Annotated in this window: 18 protein-coding genes and 1 pseudogene; 9 read left to right on the top strand and 10 right to left on the bottom strand. The window is 69.0% G+C overall.

The genetic code is table 11. The annotated features are described in order from the left end of the window. The first annotated feature begins 57 nt into the window (after positions 1-57). The 5 genes from M1M07_RS15470 to M1M07_RS15450 all read left to right on the top strand — a co-directional run bounded on the left by M1M07_RS15470 (position 58) and on the right by M1M07_RS15450 (position 5,949). The gene (locus M1M07_RS15470) at positions 58-1,413 is read left to right on the top strand and encodes an MFS transporter (protein ID WP_197250488.1); all 1,356 of its coding nucleotides are present in this window, start codon (positions 58-60) and stop codon (positions 1,411-1,413) included. Further along, positions 1,410-1,901: a type II 3-dehydroquinate dehydratase gene (gene aroQ / locus M1M07_RS15465; RefSeq protein ID WP_197250487.1), complete on the top strand. Its 492-nt coding sequence runs from the start codon at positions 1,410-1,412 to the stop codon at positions 1,899-1,901. The genes M1M07_RS15470 and aroQ overlap by 4 nt, the downstream gene beginning before the upstream one ends. Then, the gene (locus tag M1M07_RS15460) at positions 1,888-2,748 is read left to right on the top strand and encodes a shikimate dehydrogenase (RefSeq protein ID WP_248674814.1); all 861 of its coding nucleotides are present in this window, start codon (positions 1,888-1,890) and stop codon (positions 2,746-2,748) included. Before aroQ ends, M1M07_RS15460 begins: the two co-directional genes overlap by 14 nt. Next, positions 2,748-4,547 (top strand): sugar phosphate isomerase/epimerase and 4-hydroxyphenylpyruvate domain-containing protein, encoded by a 1,800-nt coding sequence (locus M1M07_RS15455; protein WP_248674813.1) that lies wholly within the window; start codon positions 2,748-2,750, stop codon positions 4,545-4,547. The genes M1M07_RS15460 and M1M07_RS15455 overlap by 1 nt, the downstream gene beginning before the upstream one ends. An 88-nt stretch (positions 4,548-4,635) precedes the next feature. Continuing rightward, positions 4,636-5,949, top strand: coding sequence for a CdaR family transcriptional regulator (locus M1M07_RS15450; protein WP_197250485.1), 1,314 nt, complete (start codon positions 4,636-4,638; stop codon positions 5,947-5,949). Here the strand turns inward: M1M07_RS15450 and M1M07_RS15445 are convergent. Further along, the gene (locus tag M1M07_RS15445; RefSeq protein WP_248674812.1) at positions 5,912-7,039 is read right to left on the bottom strand and encodes an alpha/beta hydrolase; all 1,128 of its coding nucleotides are present in this window, start codon (positions 7,037-7,039) and stop codon (positions 5,912-5,914) included. The two genes, M1M07_RS15450 and M1M07_RS15445, sit on opposite strands and share 38 nt — an antisense overlap. Positions 7,040-7,512: 473 nt before the next feature. Here M1M07_RS15445 and M1M07_RS15440 point away from each other — a divergent pair, with 473 nt between their 5' ends. Continuing rightward, positions 7,513-7,893, top strand: a complete 381-nt coding sequence (locus M1M07_RS15440) for a Zn-ribbon domain-containing OB-fold protein (RefSeq protein ID WP_248674811.1) — start codon at positions 7,513-7,515, stop codon at positions 7,891-7,893. A 36-nt stretch (positions 7,894-7,929) separates the two neighbouring features. Here M1M07_RS15440 and M1M07_RS15435 read toward each other — a convergent pair whose 3' ends face one another. Both M1M07_RS15435 and M1M07_RS15430 read right to left on the bottom strand, forming a co-directional pair. After that, positions 7,930-8,958 carry a hypothetical protein gene (locus M1M07_RS15435; protein ID WP_197250483.1) on the bottom strand — a complete coding sequence of 343 codons (1,029 nt, stop codon included), beginning with the start codon at positions 8,956-8,958 and terminating at the stop codon, positions 7,930-7,932. 358 nt (positions 8,959-9,316) lie between these two features. After that, positions 9,317-9,634, bottom strand: a complete 318-nt coding sequence (locus M1M07_RS15430) for a hypothetical protein (protein WP_248674810.1) — start codon at positions 9,632-9,634, stop codon at positions 9,317-9,319. Between the two features lie 233 nt (positions 9,635-9,867). Here M1M07_RS15430 and M1M07_RS15425 point away from each other — a divergent pair, with 233 nt between their 5' ends. Beyond that, positions 9,868-10,926, top strand: coding sequence for a tyrosine-type recombinase/integrase (locus M1M07_RS15425; RefSeq protein ID WP_248674846.1), 1,059 nt, complete (start codon positions 9,868-9,870; stop codon positions 10,924-10,926). Positions 10,927-10,935: 9 nt separating this feature from the next. On the opposite strand, the gene M1M07_RS15420 is transcribed toward M1M07_RS15425, so the two are convergent. Then, on the bottom strand, positions 10,936-12,021 hold the full coding sequence (locus M1M07_RS15420) for a helix-turn-helix domain-containing protein (protein WP_308200805.1): 1,086 nt from the start codon (positions 12,019-12,021) through the stop codon (positions 10,936-10,938). Positions 12,022-12,175: 154 nt separating this feature from the next. On the opposite strand from M1M07_RS15420, the gene M1M07_RS15415 reads away from it, so the two are divergent. After that, a complete protein-coding gene (locus M1M07_RS15415) occupies positions 12,176-12,634 on the top strand; it encodes a 6,7-dimethyl-8-ribityllumazine synthase (protein ID WP_248674808.1) in 459 nt (152 codons plus the stop codon). 137 nt (positions 12,635-12,771) lie between these two features. Beyond that, on the top strand, positions 12,772-14,070 hold the full coding sequence (locus M1M07_RS15410; RefSeq protein ID WP_197250479.1) for a hypothetical protein: 1,299 nt from the start codon (positions 12,772-12,774) through the stop codon (positions 14,068-14,070). 37 nt (positions 14,071-14,107) lie between these two features. Here M1M07_RS15410 and M1M07_RS15405 read toward each other — a convergent pair whose 3' ends face one another. From M1M07_RS15405 to M1M07_RS15380, 6 genes and pseudogenes are all read right to left on the bottom strand, one after another. After that, complete coding sequence (locus M1M07_RS15405; RefSeq protein ID WP_248674807.1) at positions 14,108-15,205, bottom strand: serine hydrolase domain-containing protein; 1,098 nt, start codon at positions 15,203-15,205, stop codon at positions 14,108-14,110. Positions 15,206-15,210: 5 nt separating this feature from the next. After that, a complete protein-coding gene (locus M1M07_RS15400; protein ID WP_197250477.1) occupies positions 15,211-15,732 on the bottom strand; it encodes a pyridoxamine 5'-phosphate oxidase family protein in 522 nt (173 codons plus the stop codon). Between the two features lie 551 nt (positions 15,733-16,283). After that, on the bottom strand, positions 16,284-16,778 hold the full coding sequence (locus M1M07_RS15395; RefSeq protein ID WP_248674806.1) for a hypothetical protein: 495 nt from the start codon (positions 16,776-16,778) through the stop codon (positions 16,284-16,286). Positions 16,779-16,834: 56 nt separating this feature from the next. Further along, a complete protein-coding gene (locus tag M1M07_RS15390; protein WP_248674805.1) occupies positions 16,835-17,161 on the bottom strand; it encodes a Rieske 2Fe-2S domain-containing protein in 327 nt (108 codons plus the stop codon). Continuing rightward, the gene (nirB, locus tag M1M07_RS15385; protein ID WP_248674804.1) at positions 17,158-19,665 is read right to left on the bottom strand and encodes a nitrite reductase large subunit NirB; all 2,508 of its coding nucleotides are present in this window, start codon (positions 19,663-19,665) and stop codon (positions 17,158-17,160) included. Before nirB ends, M1M07_RS15390 begins: the two co-directional genes overlap by 4 nt. A gap of 90 nt (positions 19,666-19,755) precedes the next feature. After that, positions 19,756-20,065, bottom strand: a pseudogene (locus M1M07_RS15380) (hypothetical protein); the annotation flags it as partial.

The raw sequence follows: 20,065 nt of genomic DNA, 5'->3' as shown, positions 1-20,065 counted from the left end.
CCACCCCTAGCGTCGGAATCGACCGACAATGACCATGCGACCGACGGAAGCAGTCTCATGACCCAAACAACGACCGTGCAGCGGACGCCGCGCAAGGCGGCGCTCGCCGCCTGGAGCGGCAGCGCCCTCGAGTACTACGACCTCGCGATCTACGGCACCGCCGCCGCGCTCGTGTTCCCCACGATCTTCTTCCCTGAGGGAAACCGCGCCGCCGCCACCGTCGCCTCCCTCGCGACCTTCGGCGTCGCCTACATCGCCCGGCCCTTCGGCTCCTTCCTGATGGGACACGTCGGAGACCGCTACGGCCGCAAGAAGATCCTCATCGGCACCCTCCTGCTGATGGGCATCTCCACCTTCCTCGTCGGATGCCTGCCCACCTACGGTCAGGTCGGCCTGCTCGCCCCGGCGATGCTCGTCGTCCTCCGGCTCCTCCAGGGAATCTCGGCCGCCGGCGAACAGGCCGGCGCCAACTCGATGTCCTTCGAGCACGCCCCCGACCACCGGCGGGGCTTCTTCACCAGCTGGACACTCAGCGGCACCCAGGGCGGCCAGGTGCTCGCACCGGCGGTGTTCCTCCCGCTCGCCGCGCTGCTGTCGGACGAACAGCTGCACGCCTGGGGCTGGCGGATCCCGTTCTGGCTCAGCGCCGTCGTCGTCCTCGTCGGATTCCTCATCCGGCGCACCCTCGACGAGACACCCGAATTCCACGCCGAACAGGAACACGCCGAGGTCCCGCGCGCACCGCTGTCCCTCCTGCTGCGCGACCACTGGCGCGGCGTCCTGCGCGTCTTCTTCGCGTCCTTCATCGCGATGGTCAACACCGCCTTCCAGGTCTTCGCCCTCAACTTCGCGACCGACGACGAATACGACATCGGCATCGACTCCAGCACGATGCTGTGGCTCGCGATCATCGCCAACGTCATCGCCGTCGGCACGATCCCGTTGTGGGCCATGCTCTCGGACCGGATCGGCCGCAAACCGGTGTTCCTGACGGGCCTGATCGGCAGCGCCATCCTCGTCACGGCGTTCCTGTGGTCGATCTCCCGCGGCGACGTCCCCCTCGTCCTGATCACCGGAATCCTGCTCGCCGGCGTCGTCTACAGCATGCCCAACGCCTGCTGGCCCGCGACCTACGCCGAATACTTCCCGACGAGCGTCCGCCTGTCCGGAATGGCGATCGGCACCCAGTTCGGTTTCGCCCTCGCCGGTTTCACCCCGGCCATCGCCGGCTCGCTCATGAACGGTGACGCGGGCAACTGGTATCGCGTGGCCCTGTTCGCCGCCGGAGCCGTCGTCATCGCTGCCGTCGCGGTCGCCACCGGACCGAACGGCACCCACAAGATCGCGACCCCCGACCTCGGCTCGACTCCCGAGACGCACACCTCGCCGGTCCCGGTCGGAGCGCCGCGATGACCACCCGCCCCACCATCGCGGTCCTCAACGGACCCAACCTCAACCTGCTCGGCCGGCGCGAACCCGCCCTCTACGGCACCGCGACCCTGGACGACATCGAGAAACTCTGCGAACGGACCGCGGCCGACCTCGGCTACGACCTCGACTTCCGCCAGACCAACCATGAGGGCACCCTCGTCGACCACATCCACGACGTCCGCGAACGGGTCCGCGGCCTCGTGATCAACGCGGCAGCCTACACCCACACCTCGGTCGCCGTGCGCGACGCGCTCGCGACCGTCGCCGCACCCGTGATCGAGGTGCACCTGACCAACGTCCACACGCGAGAGCCGTTCCGGCACCTGTCGTACATCGCGCCCGTCGCGACCGGCGTCATCGCCGGGTTCGGACCCGCCGGCTACGAATACGCCGTCCGGCACGTCGCGGCACTGAACGGCCCGGCCGCCCTGGACAACCACATCGAGGAACGACACGATGCCCACCACTGACCACCCCACCTTCGTCCTCGGCCTCGTCGGCGCCGGCATCGGCGGCTCCCTGACCCCCGCCATGCAGGAACGAGAAGGACACGAATCGGGCCTCGGCCTCGCCTACCGGCTGATCGACGCCGAACGGCTCGGCTTCGGCCCGGACGAACTGCCGCAGGTCCTCGACTGGGCCCGCCGCCTCGGATTCGACGGACTCAACATCACGCACCCGTTCAAGCAGCGCGTGATCGACCTGCTCGACGAACTCACCGAGGACGCCGAGGACCTGGGCGCGGTCAACACCGTAGTCTTCCGGGACGGTCGCGCACTCGGCCGCAACACCGACTGGTCCGGCTGGGGCCGCGCGTTCCGGCGCGTGCTGCCCGACGCGGTGTCGGACCGGGCCGTGCTCGTCGGCGCCGGCGGCGCCGGATCCGCCGTCGCCTACGCGCTGCTCGACCAGGGCGCGGCGCACGTGTCGATCGTCGACGTCGACCCCGAGAAGGCCCAGCACTGCGCGACCCGCCTCGCCAAACGATTCGGCGACGACCGCATCACCGCCACCACCGATCTCGCCGGCGCGCTGGCCGGCGCGCAGGGACTGATCAACGCGACCCCGACCGGCATGACCGGCCATCCCGGGCTGCCCGTGCCCGCCGACCTCGTCCGCGGCGACCTGTGGGTGTCCGACGTCGTCTACTTCCCGCTGGAAACCGAATTCGTCCGGCTCGCCCGCTCCCGCGGGTGCCGCGTCGTGCCCGGAGGCGGCATGGCGGTCTTCCAGGCGGTCGGCGCGTTCGAATATTTCACCGGGCGCAAACCCGACGCGGACCGGATGCTGCGCCATTTCGAGGAGCTGACCAGCTGATGCACCGTGGAATCGCGACCGTGTCCCTGTCCGGGATTCTCGAGGAGAAACTCGAGGCGATCGCCGCCGCCGGGTTCGACGGCGTCGAGATCTTCGACAACGATCTCGTCGCGTCCCCGCTCCCGCCGCAGGAGATCGCCCGCCGGTGCGCCGACCTGGGTCTGACGGTCGACCTGTTCCAGCCGATCCGCGACGTCGAAGGCGTCGACCCCGCACGATTCCCCGCCGTCCTGCACCGCGTGCGCCGCAAGCTCGAGGTCGCGTCCGCGCTCGGCGCCGGCACGGTACTCGCGTGTTCCAACGCGCTGCCGGACGCCGTCGACGACCCGGACCTGTCGGCCGAGCAACTGCACGCGGTCGGGGAACTCGCCGCGTCCTTCGGAATCACAGTCGCGTACGAAGCCCTGGCCTGGGGACGGCACGTCGATCGCGTCGGCCGGGCGTGGGCCGCGGTGCTCCGCGCCGACCACCCCGCGATCACCCTCGCGGTGGACACCTTCCACATGCTCGCGCGCGGCGACGACGGCTCGGCCCTCGCCGGGATCCCCGGTGACCGCATCGGGTTCCTCCAGGTGGCCGACGCACCCCTGCTCGACATGAACGTGCTCGAGTGGAGCCGGCACTTCCGGTGCTTCCCCGGTCAGGGCACGCTCGACGTCGCCGGGGTCGTCGCGGCCGTGCTCGAGGCGGGCTACCGCGGACCGCTGTCCCTCGAGATCTTCAGCGACGTCGTGCGCGAGGCCGATCCGTTCGTCACCGCCCGCGACGGAATGCGATCGCTGGTGTTCCTCGAGGATCAGCTCGGCGAGCGCCTGTCCGGACCCGTCCGGGAACAGATCTCCGTCGCACCCCCGGTCCCGCGCCGCACCGACGTCGCGTTCGTCGAACTGTCCGACCCCACCGGATCGGTATATCCCGGCCTGTTGTCCGGACTGGGCTTTCACGTCGCGGGTCGGCATCGCACCAAACCCGTCGTGTGGTGGCGCAACGGCGGCGCGCACGTGGTGGTCAACGAAGCAGCACCGGGCCCCGCCGCGACCGCGTTCGGGCTGGTCGCGCCGCCGGTCGCGGACGTCGCCGAGCGCGCCGCGGCACTGTTGTGGCCCGCCGTCGACAAGACGCGAGGTGAGGGCGAGGCCGACCTGCCGGGGATCACGTCGCCGTCCGGCCTGCACGTGTTCGTCAGCGCCGAACCCGGCGAGACCGACGACTGGCACACCGACTTCGTCGCCGACGACGAGCGCGCACCGGATAACGGGTGGCTCGGGCTCGACCACCTCGACGTCGCCGTCTCCGCCGATCAGCTCAACGAAGAGCTCTCGTTCTTCCGCACCTTGTTCGGCCTGCACCCGGTGAGTTCCGAGGAATACATCCAGCCGGAGGGACGGCTGCGCATTCGCGCGCTGCGCGCGGAGAAGGGCGATCTGCGTGTCGCTCTCACCGTTTCCGACAGCGGCGCCGGAGCACAGCAGCACGGCATCACCCAGATGGCGTTCGCGACACCCGATGTCGTCGACGCAGTGCGGCGCATCCGTTCCCGCGGCGTCGAACTGCTCAGCCCACCCGACAACTACTACGCCGATCTCGACGCTCGCTTCGCCCTCGATCCCGATCTGCTCGTCCTGCTCCGTAAGCACGATCTGCTCTACGACCGGAACGCCACGGGAGAGTTGCTGCACGCCTACACCGTCCCGGGGGAGGGCGGTTTCCAGGTCGAGATTCTGGAACGTCGCGGCGGGTACGACGGATACGGATCGGCCAACACCCACGTCCGGCTCGCGGCCGCTCGACGTAGCTGACGTACCGGGTGGCGTCCGCGCATCGGCCGCCGGATCCCCCGCCGACGCAGTACGCTCGTTCATCGGAAGTTCTCCGGAAACGAGGAAGATGACCGGTCGCGAAGTACATGCCCAGGCTCGTGGCGGTGCCGACTCCGGTGCTGTTGCCCGCGCCTTGGTGGCCGAGGTCGCCGAACTCTCGGTCACGCGGCAAGGCGAGATCGCGCAAGCCATGATCGACCGGCTCACCTCGGAAATCGGCGCGATGTCCGCGGATCGTCCGACCCGGGGCGCACTCGACCGGGCCGCGTGGGACGGCGTCGCCGTCATCACCCGGTTCCTGCGCGACGACCTCGACGAGATCGAGATCCCCGACGCGTCGTACGGTCTCGTCCGGACGCTCGCCCGGCAGGGACTACCGGTCACGGTCGTGGACCGGAGCAATCGCCTCGCCCAGGACTGCATCCTCCGGTGGTGCCTCGAGGTGCTCGCGGGCCTCGGCAACGACACGGAGGCGGTCATGCAGGCGGGCGTGATGATCCTGACGAAACTGTCCGCCGGCATCGACGGGGTGTCCCAGCGCCTGCTCGGGGTGTACGAGGCCGAGCGCGACATGTGGCTGTTCAACCGCAACGCGTCCCGTTCCGCGCGGATTCACGACATCCTCGCGGGCCGCCCGATCGAGGTCACGGACGCCGAAGCCACCCTCGGCTACCGTCTCGGCCAGCACCACCTGGGCGTGATGGTCTGGACCGACGACACCGAGACCGCCGACAACGAGCTGACCGAACTCGAACAGGCGGTGACCACGCTCGCGGACTATTTCGGGGCGGGAAGCCGGGCGCTGTTCGAACCGTTCGACGAACACACGGGCTGGGCGTGGATTCCGCTCGGTGGGGTCTCGCAGGTCGAATTCACGGAGCTGACCCCGATCGTCGCAGGCTGGGAGCGCCCGTTCATCGTTTCCTTCGGAGACCCGCAGGACGGAGTCGACGGGTTCGTCCGCACCCATCGGCAGGCCGCTCAGGCCAGATCGGTGGCGCAGGCCTCGCAGCTGCCGGGACCGCGATTCGTTCCGATCAGCGCGGTCGGGGCGGTGGCGTTGATGTGCCACGACCTCGACGCGGCCCGGTCGTGGGTCGGTGAGGTCCTGGGGCCGCTCGCCGCAGACGATCTCGGCGCCGAGCAGCTGCGTCGTACCCTGTTCGAGTTCCTCTCCAGCGGAGGCAGTTACATCGCCGCGGCGACCCAGTTGCACATGCACCGCAACTCCGTCGCGTATCGGATCAACAAGGCCGAAGAACTGCTCGGCCGGAGCGTGCGGGAGTCCCGGCTCGACCTCGAGAACGCCCTGGCTCTGTGCCATTGGCTCGGCTCGGCCGTGCTCACCGCGCCGACCGCGACTCCCGCATCGGCCAGGTGAACGAAGATCCCCCGGCCGCCGACACCCCGCCACCGGCGGCCGCCATGCGGCTCGGAACGGTGGCCCGGATGAACTCTCCGATCTCGCCGATCGCCTGCAGCGATTCGGGCAGCAGGTCGGCCGCGGCCTGGAAGACGTGCACCTGCCGGTCCCAGACCTGCAGTTCGCATCGGGTGCCGGACCAGGCGAGGCGATCGGCGATCAGCTCGGCGTCGACCAGGAGCAACTCGTGTGAGCCGACCTGGATGAGGACGGGCGGCATGCCCGACAGATCCGCGTCCACCGGGCACACCCGGCCGGGCCTGTCGGACCCGGCACGCACGCGGGCGTCGCGACGGTAGGACAGACCGGCCAGCCCCTCGAACGCATTCCCCGGCAACAGCGCACAGCGTTCCGCGTTCGAATGTCCCAGCTTGCGGCTGGGATCCAGCTCCGTCAGCGGCGAGAGCGCCACGATGGCCCCGGGCGCCGGCAAGCCCCGGTCCCGCAGAGCCAGCGGGATCATGAATGCCAGGTAACCGCCGGCGGAGTCTCCCGCCACGACGATCTGATCGGGCCGGTAACCCCGGGACAGCAACCACTCGTAGGCATCCACCCCGTCGTCGACCGCATCTCCGATGGAGTGGGCGGGCAGCATCCGGTAGTCGACCGCCAGCACCGCTGCCTCGGCCTCCGCGGAGATCCGGGAGACGAGGCGCTGGTGGCTCTTCAGGCCACCGCACAGGAAGGCGCCACCGTGCATGTACAGAACGACGCGCTCGTCCCCGGCCCCGGGCGCCTCGACCCAGGACCCGCCACAGTTCGTCAGGACGACCGGACGACACCGGGTTCCCTCGATGGGCGGTAGCAGGGTTCCGGCGAGGTCGAGCAACCCGGTCGGCCACGGCAGTCCGGGGGCGCGGCCCCACAGTCCGAGCAGTGGTCGCAGCGTCATCCGCATCGACCGCGCCAGCAACCGGGCCTGCAGGCTGGCACCGCGGAACTCCCGGCGCAGAACGGCGGTGGGTTCGTGAAGGCCATGGTGCATGCGGTACGTTCGGGGCCCCTCGAGCAGGTGCGACGGCGCGTGCAGGTGAGGTCCGGTGGTCATGTGAATGAACTCCTTACGGGGGAACTCGTGCCCACTCGATCGATCCGCAGGAGAAGCGACAGGGGCCGAGTGCGACCCGTCCACCGGGTTGCACCCTCCTGTTCGACGGTAGGAGTGTCCTAGGGAGGATTCACCGGTCTGCGTGCACACTGAATGTTGCGACGCTTGGGCGGAGCGCACAGTGTCGTCGTCGGTCCGAACGCGGTCGACGGCGTGACGGTCCTCACCGGAGACCTCGTGCGGGACGAACCTCACATCGCAGCGCTGGACGGGGCCGATGTTCTTGTGCGGACAGCCCAGCGCGCCACCGGCTCTGTGTGCCGGCAGCCCGAAGGAATCCGGACGGAAGCGACCTACCGTCGAATGAGGATGACGACGGGAGTCCCGCCGTCACCCTCGATGGGGACAAAACACAGCCGACGCGGTGCTCCGGCTGTGTCTTGCAGACGATCCCTATCGCGGAAAGGACCTCGATGGCCGCCGACCTCGACCCCGTTCGCCCGGCCTCCACGACGCGCAACGCCCTGACCATCCTGCGGTGCGACGGCTGCGACACCCACTTCGCACCCCAGACGCCGAAGTGCTCCTCGTGCGGAAGCGCGGAACTTCAGTCGGTGTGTTGTTCCGGTGCCGGCTCGATCGTGTCGTGGAAAGTGCTGCACCACGCGTCGCACGGACGGCACCGCGACCAGGAGCCGTTCACGATCGCGATCGTCGAACTCGACGACGGACCATGGGTCTACTCGAAGATCGAAGGTTCGTTCCCCGATACCGCCGACGCGCCGGTACGGGTGGAATTGCGGTCCGCCCTCCCCGCCGACCGGTTCCCCGTGTTCGGGGTCTGCGCGGCCTGACTCCCTGCGCCGGCCGCTCGCAGGCGGTACCGGTCGCTACGCCGGGGGATGCTTCTCCTTCTCAGTGTCTTGGTTCTTGGTGTCTTCGGCGACGTTCTCGGTGCTTTCGGTAGCGCGAAGAGCACGGGCGGCCGTGAGTTCGGTTCGCAGTTCGGCGATTTCGGCGCGCAGTTCGTCCCCGCGGTCGCGCGCGGCGGCCTCGGCCGCCGCCGACGACGCGGCCGCGACGCGTGCCTGCTCGAGGTGATCGCGCAGGTCCGCGCTGCGTGTGCGCTCGGCGCCCAGCTCCGATTCGACGCGTTCGAGCGCGGCGGACTCCCGCTCGAGCGAAGCGCGGACGCGCGCGAGTTCGGCGCGCGTGTCCTGCAGGTCGGCGGCCAGGCGATCGCGCTCCTCACCGGCCCGCTCGAGTAGGTCCCGGGTCTCGGTGATCTTCGCGGTCAGCTCGGAGACGGTGCTCCGCAGTTCCGCGGTGATCTGCTCGTGCTCCTCCTGCGTATCGGCGAGCTGTTCCTGCCAGCGGCTCAACGTCGCGGCGTGCTCGTCGGCCATCCGCGCGAGTTCGGCGTGATGCGTTTCCCGAAGCTCCCGGAGCTGCTCGGCGTGGGCGGCGCGGGCGTCGGCGAGTTCGGCGTCGACGGCACTCACCGCAGCATCGGCGTTCTCGCGATCCTCGGTCGCCTGCGCCAGCTGCTCGCGCAGGCGGACGATCTTCGCGTCCGCATCGGCCTTCACCTTGGCAAGTTCGGTCGAGGCCCGGTTCAGCTGTGCTTCGAGCGCCGCGGGATCGGTGAGCTTGTCGACGGCTGCCGTGATCTGCGCCGCGACGGCGTTGTACTGCTCGAGGCTCGCCGCGGTCAACGCGCGCAGTGACGACACCGCCGCCGCGAGGTTGCTCGCGCCTTCGGCCGGATCCGCGGGGGAGGTGAGTTCTGCGAGCTGGGCCGCTTCCTTCCGCTGTCGTTCCCGTTCGCGGTGTGCGCGCACCCGATCGGCGGGGGAGGCGTACTTGCGCGGCCTGCCGACGCGCGGCTTCGACTCCTCGACAGCTTCGTTCTCGCCCATTTTTCGGCCCCTTCAGCACCTTGAACAACATTTATAACATAACAATACACGTAACGTTACTTGAAACGAAACGAAAGAGAATGCCAAATGTCGCCAAAACTGCAGGTAGCGACGGGTGCTCTTTGCAGGATGGGTGGTTGTTTTGACTTGGGTTTCGGAAATCATGTTCTAAGCATGCGTACATGCATATGTCCGCATGTATTCCTTTTGATCGTCATAATCCCCACTTATGACGATCAAGGTCGCGCGGGGCTCGAAAAACTGGGTAGGGGTGGGGCACGCCCGGCACCGCAGTGCCGGGCGCCCCTGGGGTGCCGGCGAAAAATGCCCTTCGACCAGGGGGAATGGGCTGCGAGCGTCAGCCGATGCGCACATCCGGCCACGGCGGCCGGCGGAGAATGGCGAGGGTGGCGATCGTGGCGGCGACCAACCCGATCAGCTCGCCCATCAGCGCGATCCGCGTCCCGTCGACCGCCGCTTCCCAGCGGACCTCACCGTGGTGAACGACGTAGACCCCCAACGGCTTCGGAACCGGCGCCGCATCGTTGCGCCGGAACCAGGGGCGCCGGAGGTCCGTCACGGTGATGATGGTGGTGCCGTCCGCCGTCTCGTGCGGTTCTCCGTAGACGCGGGCACAGGCGGTCGGCAGAGGATCGGCGACGGCGTGGATGTTCATGGCCCTCCCTCGAGAGGTGGTGGGTTGTCCGGTCGACACGCCGATCCATCGTCGCATCGGGCGGTGCTCCACCGCGGTGGATACGGTGCGTTGAGTCGGACGGGGCCGGGACGAAGGAGAGTGTCACAGTGACGAAAGATGACGGTGGCGCGGAACTGGTGTCCTCCGGCGCTCTCGCGCCTCCCGGACCGGCCGGGGCGCCACCGAATCTCCCGGACGGCGCCGAGGATGCGATGCGCCGGCTGCGCGAGAAGGCGTCCTCCGACAACACCCGTGCCGCGCACACCGCCGACTGGGACAAGTTCGTCCGCTGGTGTGAGGGATCCGGAAACACCCCGTTGCCCGCGTCGCCGGAACTGCTCGGCTGGTATCTCACCGAGAAGTCCGGCGACCTCCGTCCCGACGGCCGGTGGGCATATGCGCCGTCCACTCTGGCGCGGTGGGTCGCGACGATCAACAAGGTGCACGCTCTCGCCGGCCTGCCGGTCCCGGGGCGGAACGAGACCGTGCGCGATCTGCTGCGGGGAATCCGGCGCAGTCGCGCGACCCCCGCCGCTCGGCGCACGCCGCTGCTCACCGAGGACGTGCGGGCCATCGTGGGGACCATGCGTGCGGCCGCGACCGGGTTCGCGGACCGGGTCGCCGAACGTCGCGATTCGGCGTTGCTGCTCATGGGGCTCGCCGGTGCGCTGCGACGCTCGGAACTGTGCGGCATCGCGGTCTCCGACGTCGTCGCGCACCGCTCGGACGGCCTCTACGTCACCATCCGTCGTTCCAAGACCGACCGCGACGCCCACGGCCGCGTCGTCACGCTGCCGTACGGCCGCGATCCGCAGACCTGCCCGGTGTGCGCGTACCGGCGGTGGCGCGAGGTGCTCGACGTGTGGGACGACGGTGGTCGTGCGGCCGCGGTGTCATTGCTCGAGGATGCGGTGGACGAACTCGGCGACCACCACTGCCGCGGCCTGGCGTCGAAGACGGCCGGCCCGGACCGTGCCCTGTTCCGGCCCGTCCATCGCACCGGGTCGATCGGTTCGGGAGTCCTCACCGGCCAGTCGGTGCACTCGATGATCCGGCGGCGGGCCCGCCAGGCCGGGTTCAGCCCGGAACTCGTGGCCACGCTCGGCGGGCACAGCCTGCGTGCCGGATTCGTCACCCAGGCGGTGCGCAACGGCGCCACGACGCAGACGATCATGACGCAGACCGGGCACGCCGACGAACGGATGGTCGCGCTCTACAGCCGCCACCACGCCGGCCTCGTCGGCAATGCCGTCACCGAACTCGGGCTCTGAGCGGAACCCTCACAGACCCCGTCCGACCGGCCGCCGCCACCACGACTCGTCCGCCTCCATGCGGGACCTCAGATGGTCGGCCGCGTCCGGATTGCGGAACGGTCCGGCCAGCAGATCCGCGTAGACGTGCGCGGGTGCGACGAACCGCAACCCCTCCCGCCGCTCCATCCGGTCGAAGACCACCGGCGTCCACGGGATCGCCACCACGACGTCCGCGGCGCGGTCCACCGGGCGCAGCCCGAGGGCGGCGGCGAACTCGTCCGGATCGTCGGCGTACACCTCGAGCAGATCCGTGGGTGCGTAGTCCGTCGCACCCACGCCGGTCAGGGCATACCCGAGGTCGATACGCTCGGCGAGCTGGGTCCGCACCGCATCCAGCCCGTCGGGTGCGGCGAAACTGCGAGTGGCACAGGGCTTCCGATCCGCCGCCCACGCACGCAGCATCGGTTCCCAACGCACGGAGGTGACAGGGCCGCGGGGGATCCGACGGATCAGTTCACGTTCGGTGAGGACCTCGACCACCCGGTACGCGGCGCCGGTGGATGCACCGGACAGCTTGATCAGCTCGGGAACCGACATGTCGCCGACGTGGTCGGCGAGCGCCCGCACGACCCGCTCGGACGGTTCGCCGGTCAGCACCCCCGAGGGCCGGCCGGGCCCGCGCCACGGATCCGCGTCGGCACCGCGGTTGCGCACCCAGATCGCGGGCCGGGCGGCGACGAGTGTGAGATTGCCGGTCGCGTCGGCGTAGGAGATGCCGTGCTGGTCCAGCTGGCGGCGCACCGGATCGGACAGGTAGTGGGCGCACACGAACCCGCGGTCGGACTCGGTGAGTTCGGCCGCGATCCGCGCGATGTCGCCGCTGAGTACACCCCGGGACGTGATGACGGAATAGGAGACGGAGTCTCCGTCGGGCGCGGTGACGAGGATGCGTTTGGGTGCTTCGGGGGAGCGGGCGCGGTCGGCGGTCACCGACCACCCGAGGGGAAGGCAGGCCTCGAGGCTCGCCACCGCGCGGCGATAGATGTCGATGTGGCGTTCGGGGCGAGGGCCGACGACCTCGACCGATCCGGTGGAATCATCCGCAACAGTCACACCCATCACAGTACTCTCTCTGTCTGCAACGGAACAGCAAGAATTTCAGAATCAGTGTCCGGTGCGGGCCCTTGGTCACCAGGATGGCCTCGGGGGGAGGCGGCTGCGCCTGTCGGCGCGGAGGAGGGGAACGCGATGCGATAGTTTCGACGCCATGAGTGACAGTCTCGGTCGGTACGCGTTCATCCAGGCCACGTGGCATCGCAGCATCGTCGATCAGGCCCGGGTGGGCTTCACCGACGAGATGGTGGCGCTGGGGCATTCCACGGACTCTCTGGAGTTCTTCGAGGTGCCGGGTGCTTTCGAGATCCCGCTCCATGCCCGCCGGCTCGCGCAGACCGGGCGCTACGACGGCATCGTCGCGGCCGGGCTGGTCGTCGACGGTGGCATCTACCGGCACGATTTCGTCGCGACCGCGGTGATCGACGGCCTGATGCGCGTCCAGCTCGACACGGACGTGCCGGTCTTCTCCGTCGTGCTCACCCCGCACAACTTCCACGAGCACGACGAACACGTCGAGTACTTCACCCGGCACTTCGTGAAGAAGGGCGCCGAGGCGGCGCGCGCCGTCGATGCGACGGTGAAGTCGCTGCGGTCGCTGCCCACCGAGTAGGGCCTCTACGACTGCGTTCCGTACGTCCCATCCGGACAAAGAATCCGGTCGGGACGGAACCCTGGAATATCTCGAACTGATCACCCGCTCGGCGCGCCGCCCGTCCGAAACCCACGCCGTCCTGAAGCGTATGGCTCATGCGCTATCGCAGTCTCCAACTGTGTCTCGCCGTCGGAGCGTTTGCCGCGGGATCGGCCCTGGCATCGACCACCACCGACTCGTTCGCGTTCATCACCGGTGGCAGCAGGATCGGTCTGCTGTTCTCGGGCGGCGCCGTCGGCGTGACCCTGGGCGCATTCATCGCTGCAGTGGTCGCCTGGGGCGTGCGGGTTCCGTCGCATCGTGCGCTTGCGGCCGCGGTCGGCCTCGTGCTGATGGGTCTCTCGGCGGCCCCGTGGGGAGGCGAGTACGGGGTGTTCGCTGCAGCGTCCGGGGCGGGCCTGCTCCTCGGTGCCCTGGCCGCGACCGTTCCGTCCCTCGCTGCGGGGCACGGTCAGATCGCCGTCGCTGCAGGAGCTCTCGCGGGGATCCTGTGTGCCGAACCTCTTGCGCGGATGGAACGCGAGTCGTCTCCACGCCGGTATGTTGACTATCTGCCGGCGTCGTCCGAGCCCGACGTGGTTCTCCTGGTGCTCGTCGCAGCCGCGGTGCTCGCCGTCTTCGTGCTGATGTGGCAGGCGGACACCGGGACCGCCCCCACGGAAGACGTCCGATTGCGGGGGAGGGGAGTGCTGGTCGGGCTCGTCCTTCCCGCGGTCTGGCTGATCCTGCACTGGCGTTTCGTCGGGTCGGTGAGCGGCCTGCACGGAACCACGGTGTTCTCGGGCTGGTGGTGGGGTGGGCTGGCTCTGATCCCGGTTACGCTCGCCGTCGCCGCCTGGATTCCGGGTCCGGCGGCCGCTGTGCTGCTCGCCGGGACGGCGGTGGCGTTCGTCGGTCCGAGCGAACTCGCGTGGTACACGGAGCGGTGGTGGACGCTGCTGCTTCCGGTGGTGCCGGCCGCGCTCGGGTCGGTGGTGGGCATCCGGGTACGCTGCCCGTGGTTCGGCATTGTCGGACTCGTGGTCGTGGCCATGACCGGCCTGGTGGAGAGCCCGGCGGGGGACAACATCCACCGGGTCGCCGTGCTCGTTCTGTTCCCCCTCGCGGCCGCGTTTCTCATCGCCTCCTGCCTGCCGTCGGAGCCGACGATCGCGGTGACGGCGCTCATGGCCCCTGCGGCGATCCTCGTGCCCCTGTCCGCGAAGTACGGGTGGACCGCATACGCACCGTTGCAGGGGAAGGGGATCGCGGCGACGAGCAGCGACGGCCACCGGGTGTCGGTGATGGTGGTGGGAGTCTCGATCGTGGTGTTGGGCATGGGAATCGATTGGTTGCGGCGGCGTCCGGCCGGGGCACCGAACAATCCGGGAGACGATGTGACCGCCGAACCCTGACGGGACGGACGATCGGGGTCCCGTGACGCGAGGAGCGTCAGGGTGCCGAGTCTCGGGAATGCCGGGGGATCTCGGCTGCGGTCACGTCGGCGAGTCGTCGGGCGGTGTCGAGATGCGGAGTGAGGCGGGTCTTGGTCATGGCGAAAGCGGTGCCGGTGGCGGTGTCGGCGCAGACGTAGCTGCTGCCGCCCCCGACCCAACCGAACGTGGTGGGTGTCTCGTCCGGCGGAGCACCGAGGCGGCCGAGGGGATAGCCCAGGGCCATGCGCGCATAGTTTCCGAATACCTGGTCGGTGCCTTCGAAAGCCGGCGCCGTCACCTCCTCGAGTCGGCGTGAATCGATGAGCCTGCCGTCGAGGACCGCGGCGTGCACGGCGGCGATTCCTCGCGCGGTGAAGGTGCCGACCGAGGGGATGTCCGCTTGCAGGATCTCGGGACTGTTGCCCAGGGCTGCGGTGGGCTGCCTTTCCCACGGCGAGAGAATGCCGTCGTCCGGGGGAAGTGGTTGCGGTACGGAATCTTCGAGCCGTGCCAGTCGATCCAGGTCGGTGCGCGGCACAGCGAAATACAGCTCACCTTCGAGACCCAGCGGTGCGGCGACCCAGTCGCGGAGGAGTTGCCGCATCGCTCTGCCGGTAGCGCGGCGTGCGATCTCGCCGACGAGATAGCCGAAGGTGTACGAGTGGTATCCGGTTTCGGCCCCGGGGCGCCAGCGTGGTTCGGCGTCGGCGATGGCGGTGCAGACCCGCTGCCAATCCGGCAGGTCGGCCGGGCCGATGTCACGAGGCATGGCCGGTATCCCGACGGTATGGGTCAGCACGTGACGAAGAGTCGCGGTCTCCTTGCCGTGGGCACCGAACTCCGGCCACAGGTCGACTACCGGTGTGTCGTAGTCGAGGGCGCCGGTCCGCACGAGCAGGTGAGCGATCAGTGAAGTCATGGTCTTGCCGGCGGAGAAGCTGAAGAACGGGGTCTCGGAGGCTACTGCGCGCCCGGTTCGGCTGTCGGCGACGCCCGCGACGGCGTCGACGACCAGCGTGCCGCGGTGGTAAACGGCAACCTGTAAGCCGGTTTCGGCTCCGGTGTCGACGAATTCGTCGAGCAGACCTCGGATCCGGTGCTGCAATGCCGACATCGCTCTCACCGGCTCGGCCATGTGTAGCGGGTCTGGCTGGATGTCGGCAACTTGCCGAATGCGAAGCCGACCGTCGGCGCAACTCGATAGAGCCGGATGTCACCGGCAATGACGGCTTCGGCCAATCGATTCCAGGCACCGTCGCGGCCGGTCAGGTGGGGACCGTACTTCCGCTCGAAGTCTGCGAGGGCCTGTGCACGTTCGGTGCGCTCACCCACTGCCGTTGCGACGCCCTCGATGACGACGTCCACACCGGTCAGAGAATTCGTGCCGGTCGTGAGCGCACAGTGCGAATTGTGTTCGAGGTTGAGCGCTTTGCGCTCCTGAGCACCGGTCGTGAAGCACAGACCGCCCAAACTCCATGCCGCCAGCAACGGCGTCACGTGTGGACGCCCGTCCGGGCGCACGGTGGAAAGCCAGAACACCTCTGCCGCATCGATAACCGTCAGCGCGGACGCCCACGGCGTTGCTTGCGCATCCGGAGAGGAGAAGGGCCCCAGTACGACATCCGGTTCGTTTTCCGACATGTGAATTTCCCTACGTCGGTGGGATCGATCTGTCGACCGGCTGAAAGAGCAGCGACAGCAAGCGTATCCCCGCAACGGGAACGTCGGAGCTGCAGTTCACCAGGCGTAAGATTCTGGAACGCACGGAACTCACAAAAATGCAAAACTCTTCCGATACCTAGCCGCTCGCGCGACCCCATTCTTCGTCAGCAGGGCCGAGCCAGACCTTCGGATCCGATCGGGGGAGCGGTCGTCGGTTCGATCGGGCGCCGGCAAGGATCACGCCCGTCGACCACGCGGAATCCCCAGGGGGAAAAGCGTCTACGCGCCCCGTGAGACGTTGTGGGGGAGGGGAGCGCCGCCGGGCGATCACCCTGGGATCACCGGAAATCCGGCGCGGTGGATGTCGAAAGCTCGGGACTCCACAGACCTCCGAGGTGGTGATATGGACAGCCGCAACAACCATGGGAGATATTCCGGGCATGACGGAACGGAAAGAATAACCGAATATCATCCACCCGTACACCCATCACCTCGAAACCGAACTCTCGTCCCCTGTAACTCACCAACCACTACGAGCAGGCAACACCCGCAAAGTGACGTGCGAGGCGTCGGTGGCGGTGCTCGAAGAGTCCTGTGACGATCCGGCGGGCCAGCTCGTGGCCGTAGGGGAGTCGCGCCAGAGGGGCACGTAGTTCCATCGTGAGCCGGTCGTGCACGCGGGTGCGACCGGGACCGGCCGCGGTGAGTGTGCGTTCGTGTTCCCACCGATGCATGGTCAGCATCGTCGACTTCTCGTGGAAGCGGCGGCCCGGTTCGAGTTCGGCGATGGTGAGGGCGTCGTAGTCGACCGGGAGCACGCCGAACAGCAGTAGCGGAGCTTTCCCGAGTGGTTCTCCCACCGGAACGCGGTCGACGGTGGTGCCGCGCATCCGGCGCGGCATCCGCATCGCGAGCAGGGGTGACAGTTCGTCGTTGATGCCGGCCGGGTCGGTGATGCGGGTCCACACGTCGGTCGGCTCGGCGGCGGCGATCGAGCTGTGTTCGACGATGACGGGGTGGCTCATCGGACGGTGCCTTCGTCGGTTCCGCCCACCGTAACCACTGCGGTCGTCGATCGCCTCTAGGTCACCGTCAGGAGGATCCGTCCGTCGACCACGTGGGCCGGAAAGGTTCGCACGGAACCGATTCCGGGGGTGGTGCAGGCACCGGTGTCGAAGGAGAACGAGTACTGGTGCAGCGGGCACACGACGACCGCGTCGTCGATCTGGCCGTCGGCGAGCGGACCGGCCTTGTGCGGGCACATCGCGTCCGTGGCGCGAAGGGTGCCGTCGGACAACAGGTACACGGCGATCTGCCGGCCGTCGACGGCGTAGGTGCGGCCTTCGCCCGCGGTGAGGTCGGTGATCGCTCCGACGTCGACGGTCACTCCGTCGTGCAGGGCGGTCATCGGACCGGAACCTGGGGGAGCGGGAGCAGCGGCAGCGACGGGGCGAACTGCGCCGGGGATTTCGGTGCGGTGCGTTCGAGCCACGGGTCGCGGTAGCCGGCGATCGCGGCCGCGATCCGTTCGTCCAATCCGGTCACGATGTCCTCCTCGTCGTCGAGCAGCAATGCCTGCAGGCGGTCGATGCCCAGGCGCGGTACGAAGTCGTAGGTGCGTTCGAGCCATCGGGCGTTCTCGCGGTAGTACTGGATGAACCGTCCCGCGATGGTCAGGACCTCGTCACCGGAGTCGACGGTGGCGAGCAGGTCACCCTTGCGGATGTGCGCGCCGGCGGCCCCGCCGACGTAGATCTCCCAGCGGCCGTCGCCGACCGCCACGATCCCGAAGTCCTTGCACAGTGCCTCGGAGCAGTTGCGGGGGCAGCCCGCGACCGCGAACTTCAGCTTCGCCGGCGTCTCGAGGCCCTGGAAGCGGTCCTCGATGGCGATGCCGAGCGAGGTGGAGTCACCGAGACCGAACCGGCAGTAGTCGCTGCCGACGCAGGTCTTCACGGTGCGCACGGACTTGCCGTAGGCGTATCCGGACGGCATGCCGAGGTCGGCCCACACGTTCGGAAGGTCTTCCTTGCGGATGCCGAGCAGGTCGATGCGCTGGCCGCCGGTGACCTTGACCATCGGCACCGAGTAGCGGTCGGCGACGTCGGCGATGCGGCGCAGCTGGTCGGGGGTGGTGACGCCGCCCTTCATCTGCGGGACGACCGAGAAGGTGCCGTCGCGCTGGATGTTGGCGTGCACGCGGTCGTTGATGAACAGGGCGCCGCGTTCGTCGATCCAGTCGGGTCCCCACACCACGCGGAGCAGCGACGCGAGCGGCATCTTCGCGGTCGCGTCCTCCCCGCCGGGTGCGAGCGCGGCGAACACCTGCGACACCGAGCGCAGGTCCCGAGCGCGGATCGCGGCGCTCAGATCGGGTTTGCTGAGCGGGATGCACGGGACGTACCAGTCGGCGGCGGGGTCGTCGGCGAGTTCACCGCCGGCCGCGCAGGCCACGATGTCGGCGACCAGGCCCTTGCAGGACCCGCAGCCCTTGCCGGCGCGGGTCTTCGCGCACACCTCGGTGAGGGTGGCGGCGCCGCTGTGGACGCAGGCGACGAGGTCGCCCTTGGTGACGCCGTTGCAGTTGCACACCTGGGTGTCGTCGGGCAGGTCCGCGGCCACGTCGGGGCCTTGGGGTTCGCCGATGTCGAACAGCAGCGCCGCGCGGTCCTCGGGGAGGTCGATCTTGCCGTCGAATGCCTGCGCGAGCATCGACGCCTTGCCGATGTCGCCGAGCAGCATCGCGCCGATCAGGGTGCCGTCGCGGACCACGACGGCCTTGTACACGCCGCTGCGCGGATCGTAGAACTGGACGAACTCGTCGTCTTCGCGTTCGGGGCCCTTGACGCCCATCGCGGCGACGTCGATCCCGGCGACCTTCAGCTTGGTGGTGGTGCGGGAACCGGTGTAGGCGGCGTCGGGGTTGGTGCCGGTCAGGTGTTCGGCGAGGACGACGGCCTGTTCCCACACGGGGGCGACGAGGCCGTACACCTCCCCGCGGTGCTGGGCGCATTCGCCGACGGCGTAGACGCTGGATTCGTCCTCGCAGCGCATCTGGTCGTCGACGAGGATGCCGCGTTCGACGACGAGGCCGCCGTTTCGGGCGAATTCGGTGTTGGGCCGGATGCCGGCGGCGACGACGACCATGTCGGTGGCGACGGTGTCGCCGTCGGCGAAGCGCACGCCGGTCACGGCGCCGCGGTCGTCGCGCAGGATCGCGGTGGTGCGGGTGCCGGTGAGGACGGTGATGCCGCGCTTCTCGATCTCGGTGCGCAGCACGCGCCCGCCGCGCTCGTCGAGCTGCTGGTTCATCAGGTGCCCGGGGGAGTGCACGACGGTGACGGCGAGTCCCTGGGTGCGTAGACCGTAGGCGGCCTCGAGACCTAGGAGGCCGCCACCGATGACGACGGCGGACACGTCGTCGTGGGCCTCGGCCATCTGCAGCATGCCGTTGGTGTCGGCGATGGTGCGGAATCCGAAGACGCCGCGGCCGAGGCGGCCGTCGGTTTCGCGGAGGCCGTCCATGTTCGGGAAGAAGGTGTTGGAACCGGTCGCGACGATCAGCAGGTCGTAGTCGACCTTGCGGCCGGATTCGCAGGTGACGGTCTTGGCGAACCGGTCGAGTTCGATCGCGCGGTCGCCGGCGTAGAGGGTGACGCCGTTCTCGCGGTACCAGCTCATGGGGTTGAGCACGAGCTCGTCGTCGTCGACGCCGGCCTCACCGGCGAGCACGTGCGAGAGCATGATGCGGTTGTAGTTGCCGTACGGCTCGTCGCCGATCATGGTGATGTCGAACTGCTCGCGACCGCCGCGCGCAAGGATTTCCTCGACGGTGCGTGCGCCGGCCATGCCGTTTCCGACGACGAGCAGCCGCCGGCGCAGGGTCTCCGGGGTGGGCGGTGTCGGTGTCATGCGTCGAGGGTCGGACGTCGCGGTGACGGTTCGGCGGCACGGGGGTTAAGCGGCGATCAGGAAGACCTCACAGCGGCGGGTCCGGTGCTGTCAGGCGCCTCCGGCGCTCGTGTGCCTTTGTGGCGGTTCCGGGCGCCGGTTCTGCACACCGGGCGCAGCCCGGTCGTCGGGCGTTTCGGTGTCCTTCGGTGGCGCGGCGTCCTTGGGCATCGCGATCGGCGCGACGATCGCCAGCAGCAGCGCGGGCAGCACGAAGCTCGCGACCGGTGCCGCCGCGTACAGCGGGGTCAGCGCCATCGGGGTCGCGGCGCCGCCGCCGAACCGGAATGCCTGCACGACCGAGACGGCGCCGCCGCGGTTGCGTTCTTCTCCGCCGAGCACCGCGGCGTTGACGCCGACC

It is taken from the genome of Rhodococcus sp. HM1 (genome assembly GCF_023218075.1).
Lineage (GTDB): Bacteria > Actinomycetota > Actinomycetes > Mycobacteriales > Mycobacteriaceae > Rhodococcus.
Note: the sequence above shows the minus strand (reverse complement) of the source record. Positions and strands in the feature narration are given on the sequence as shown.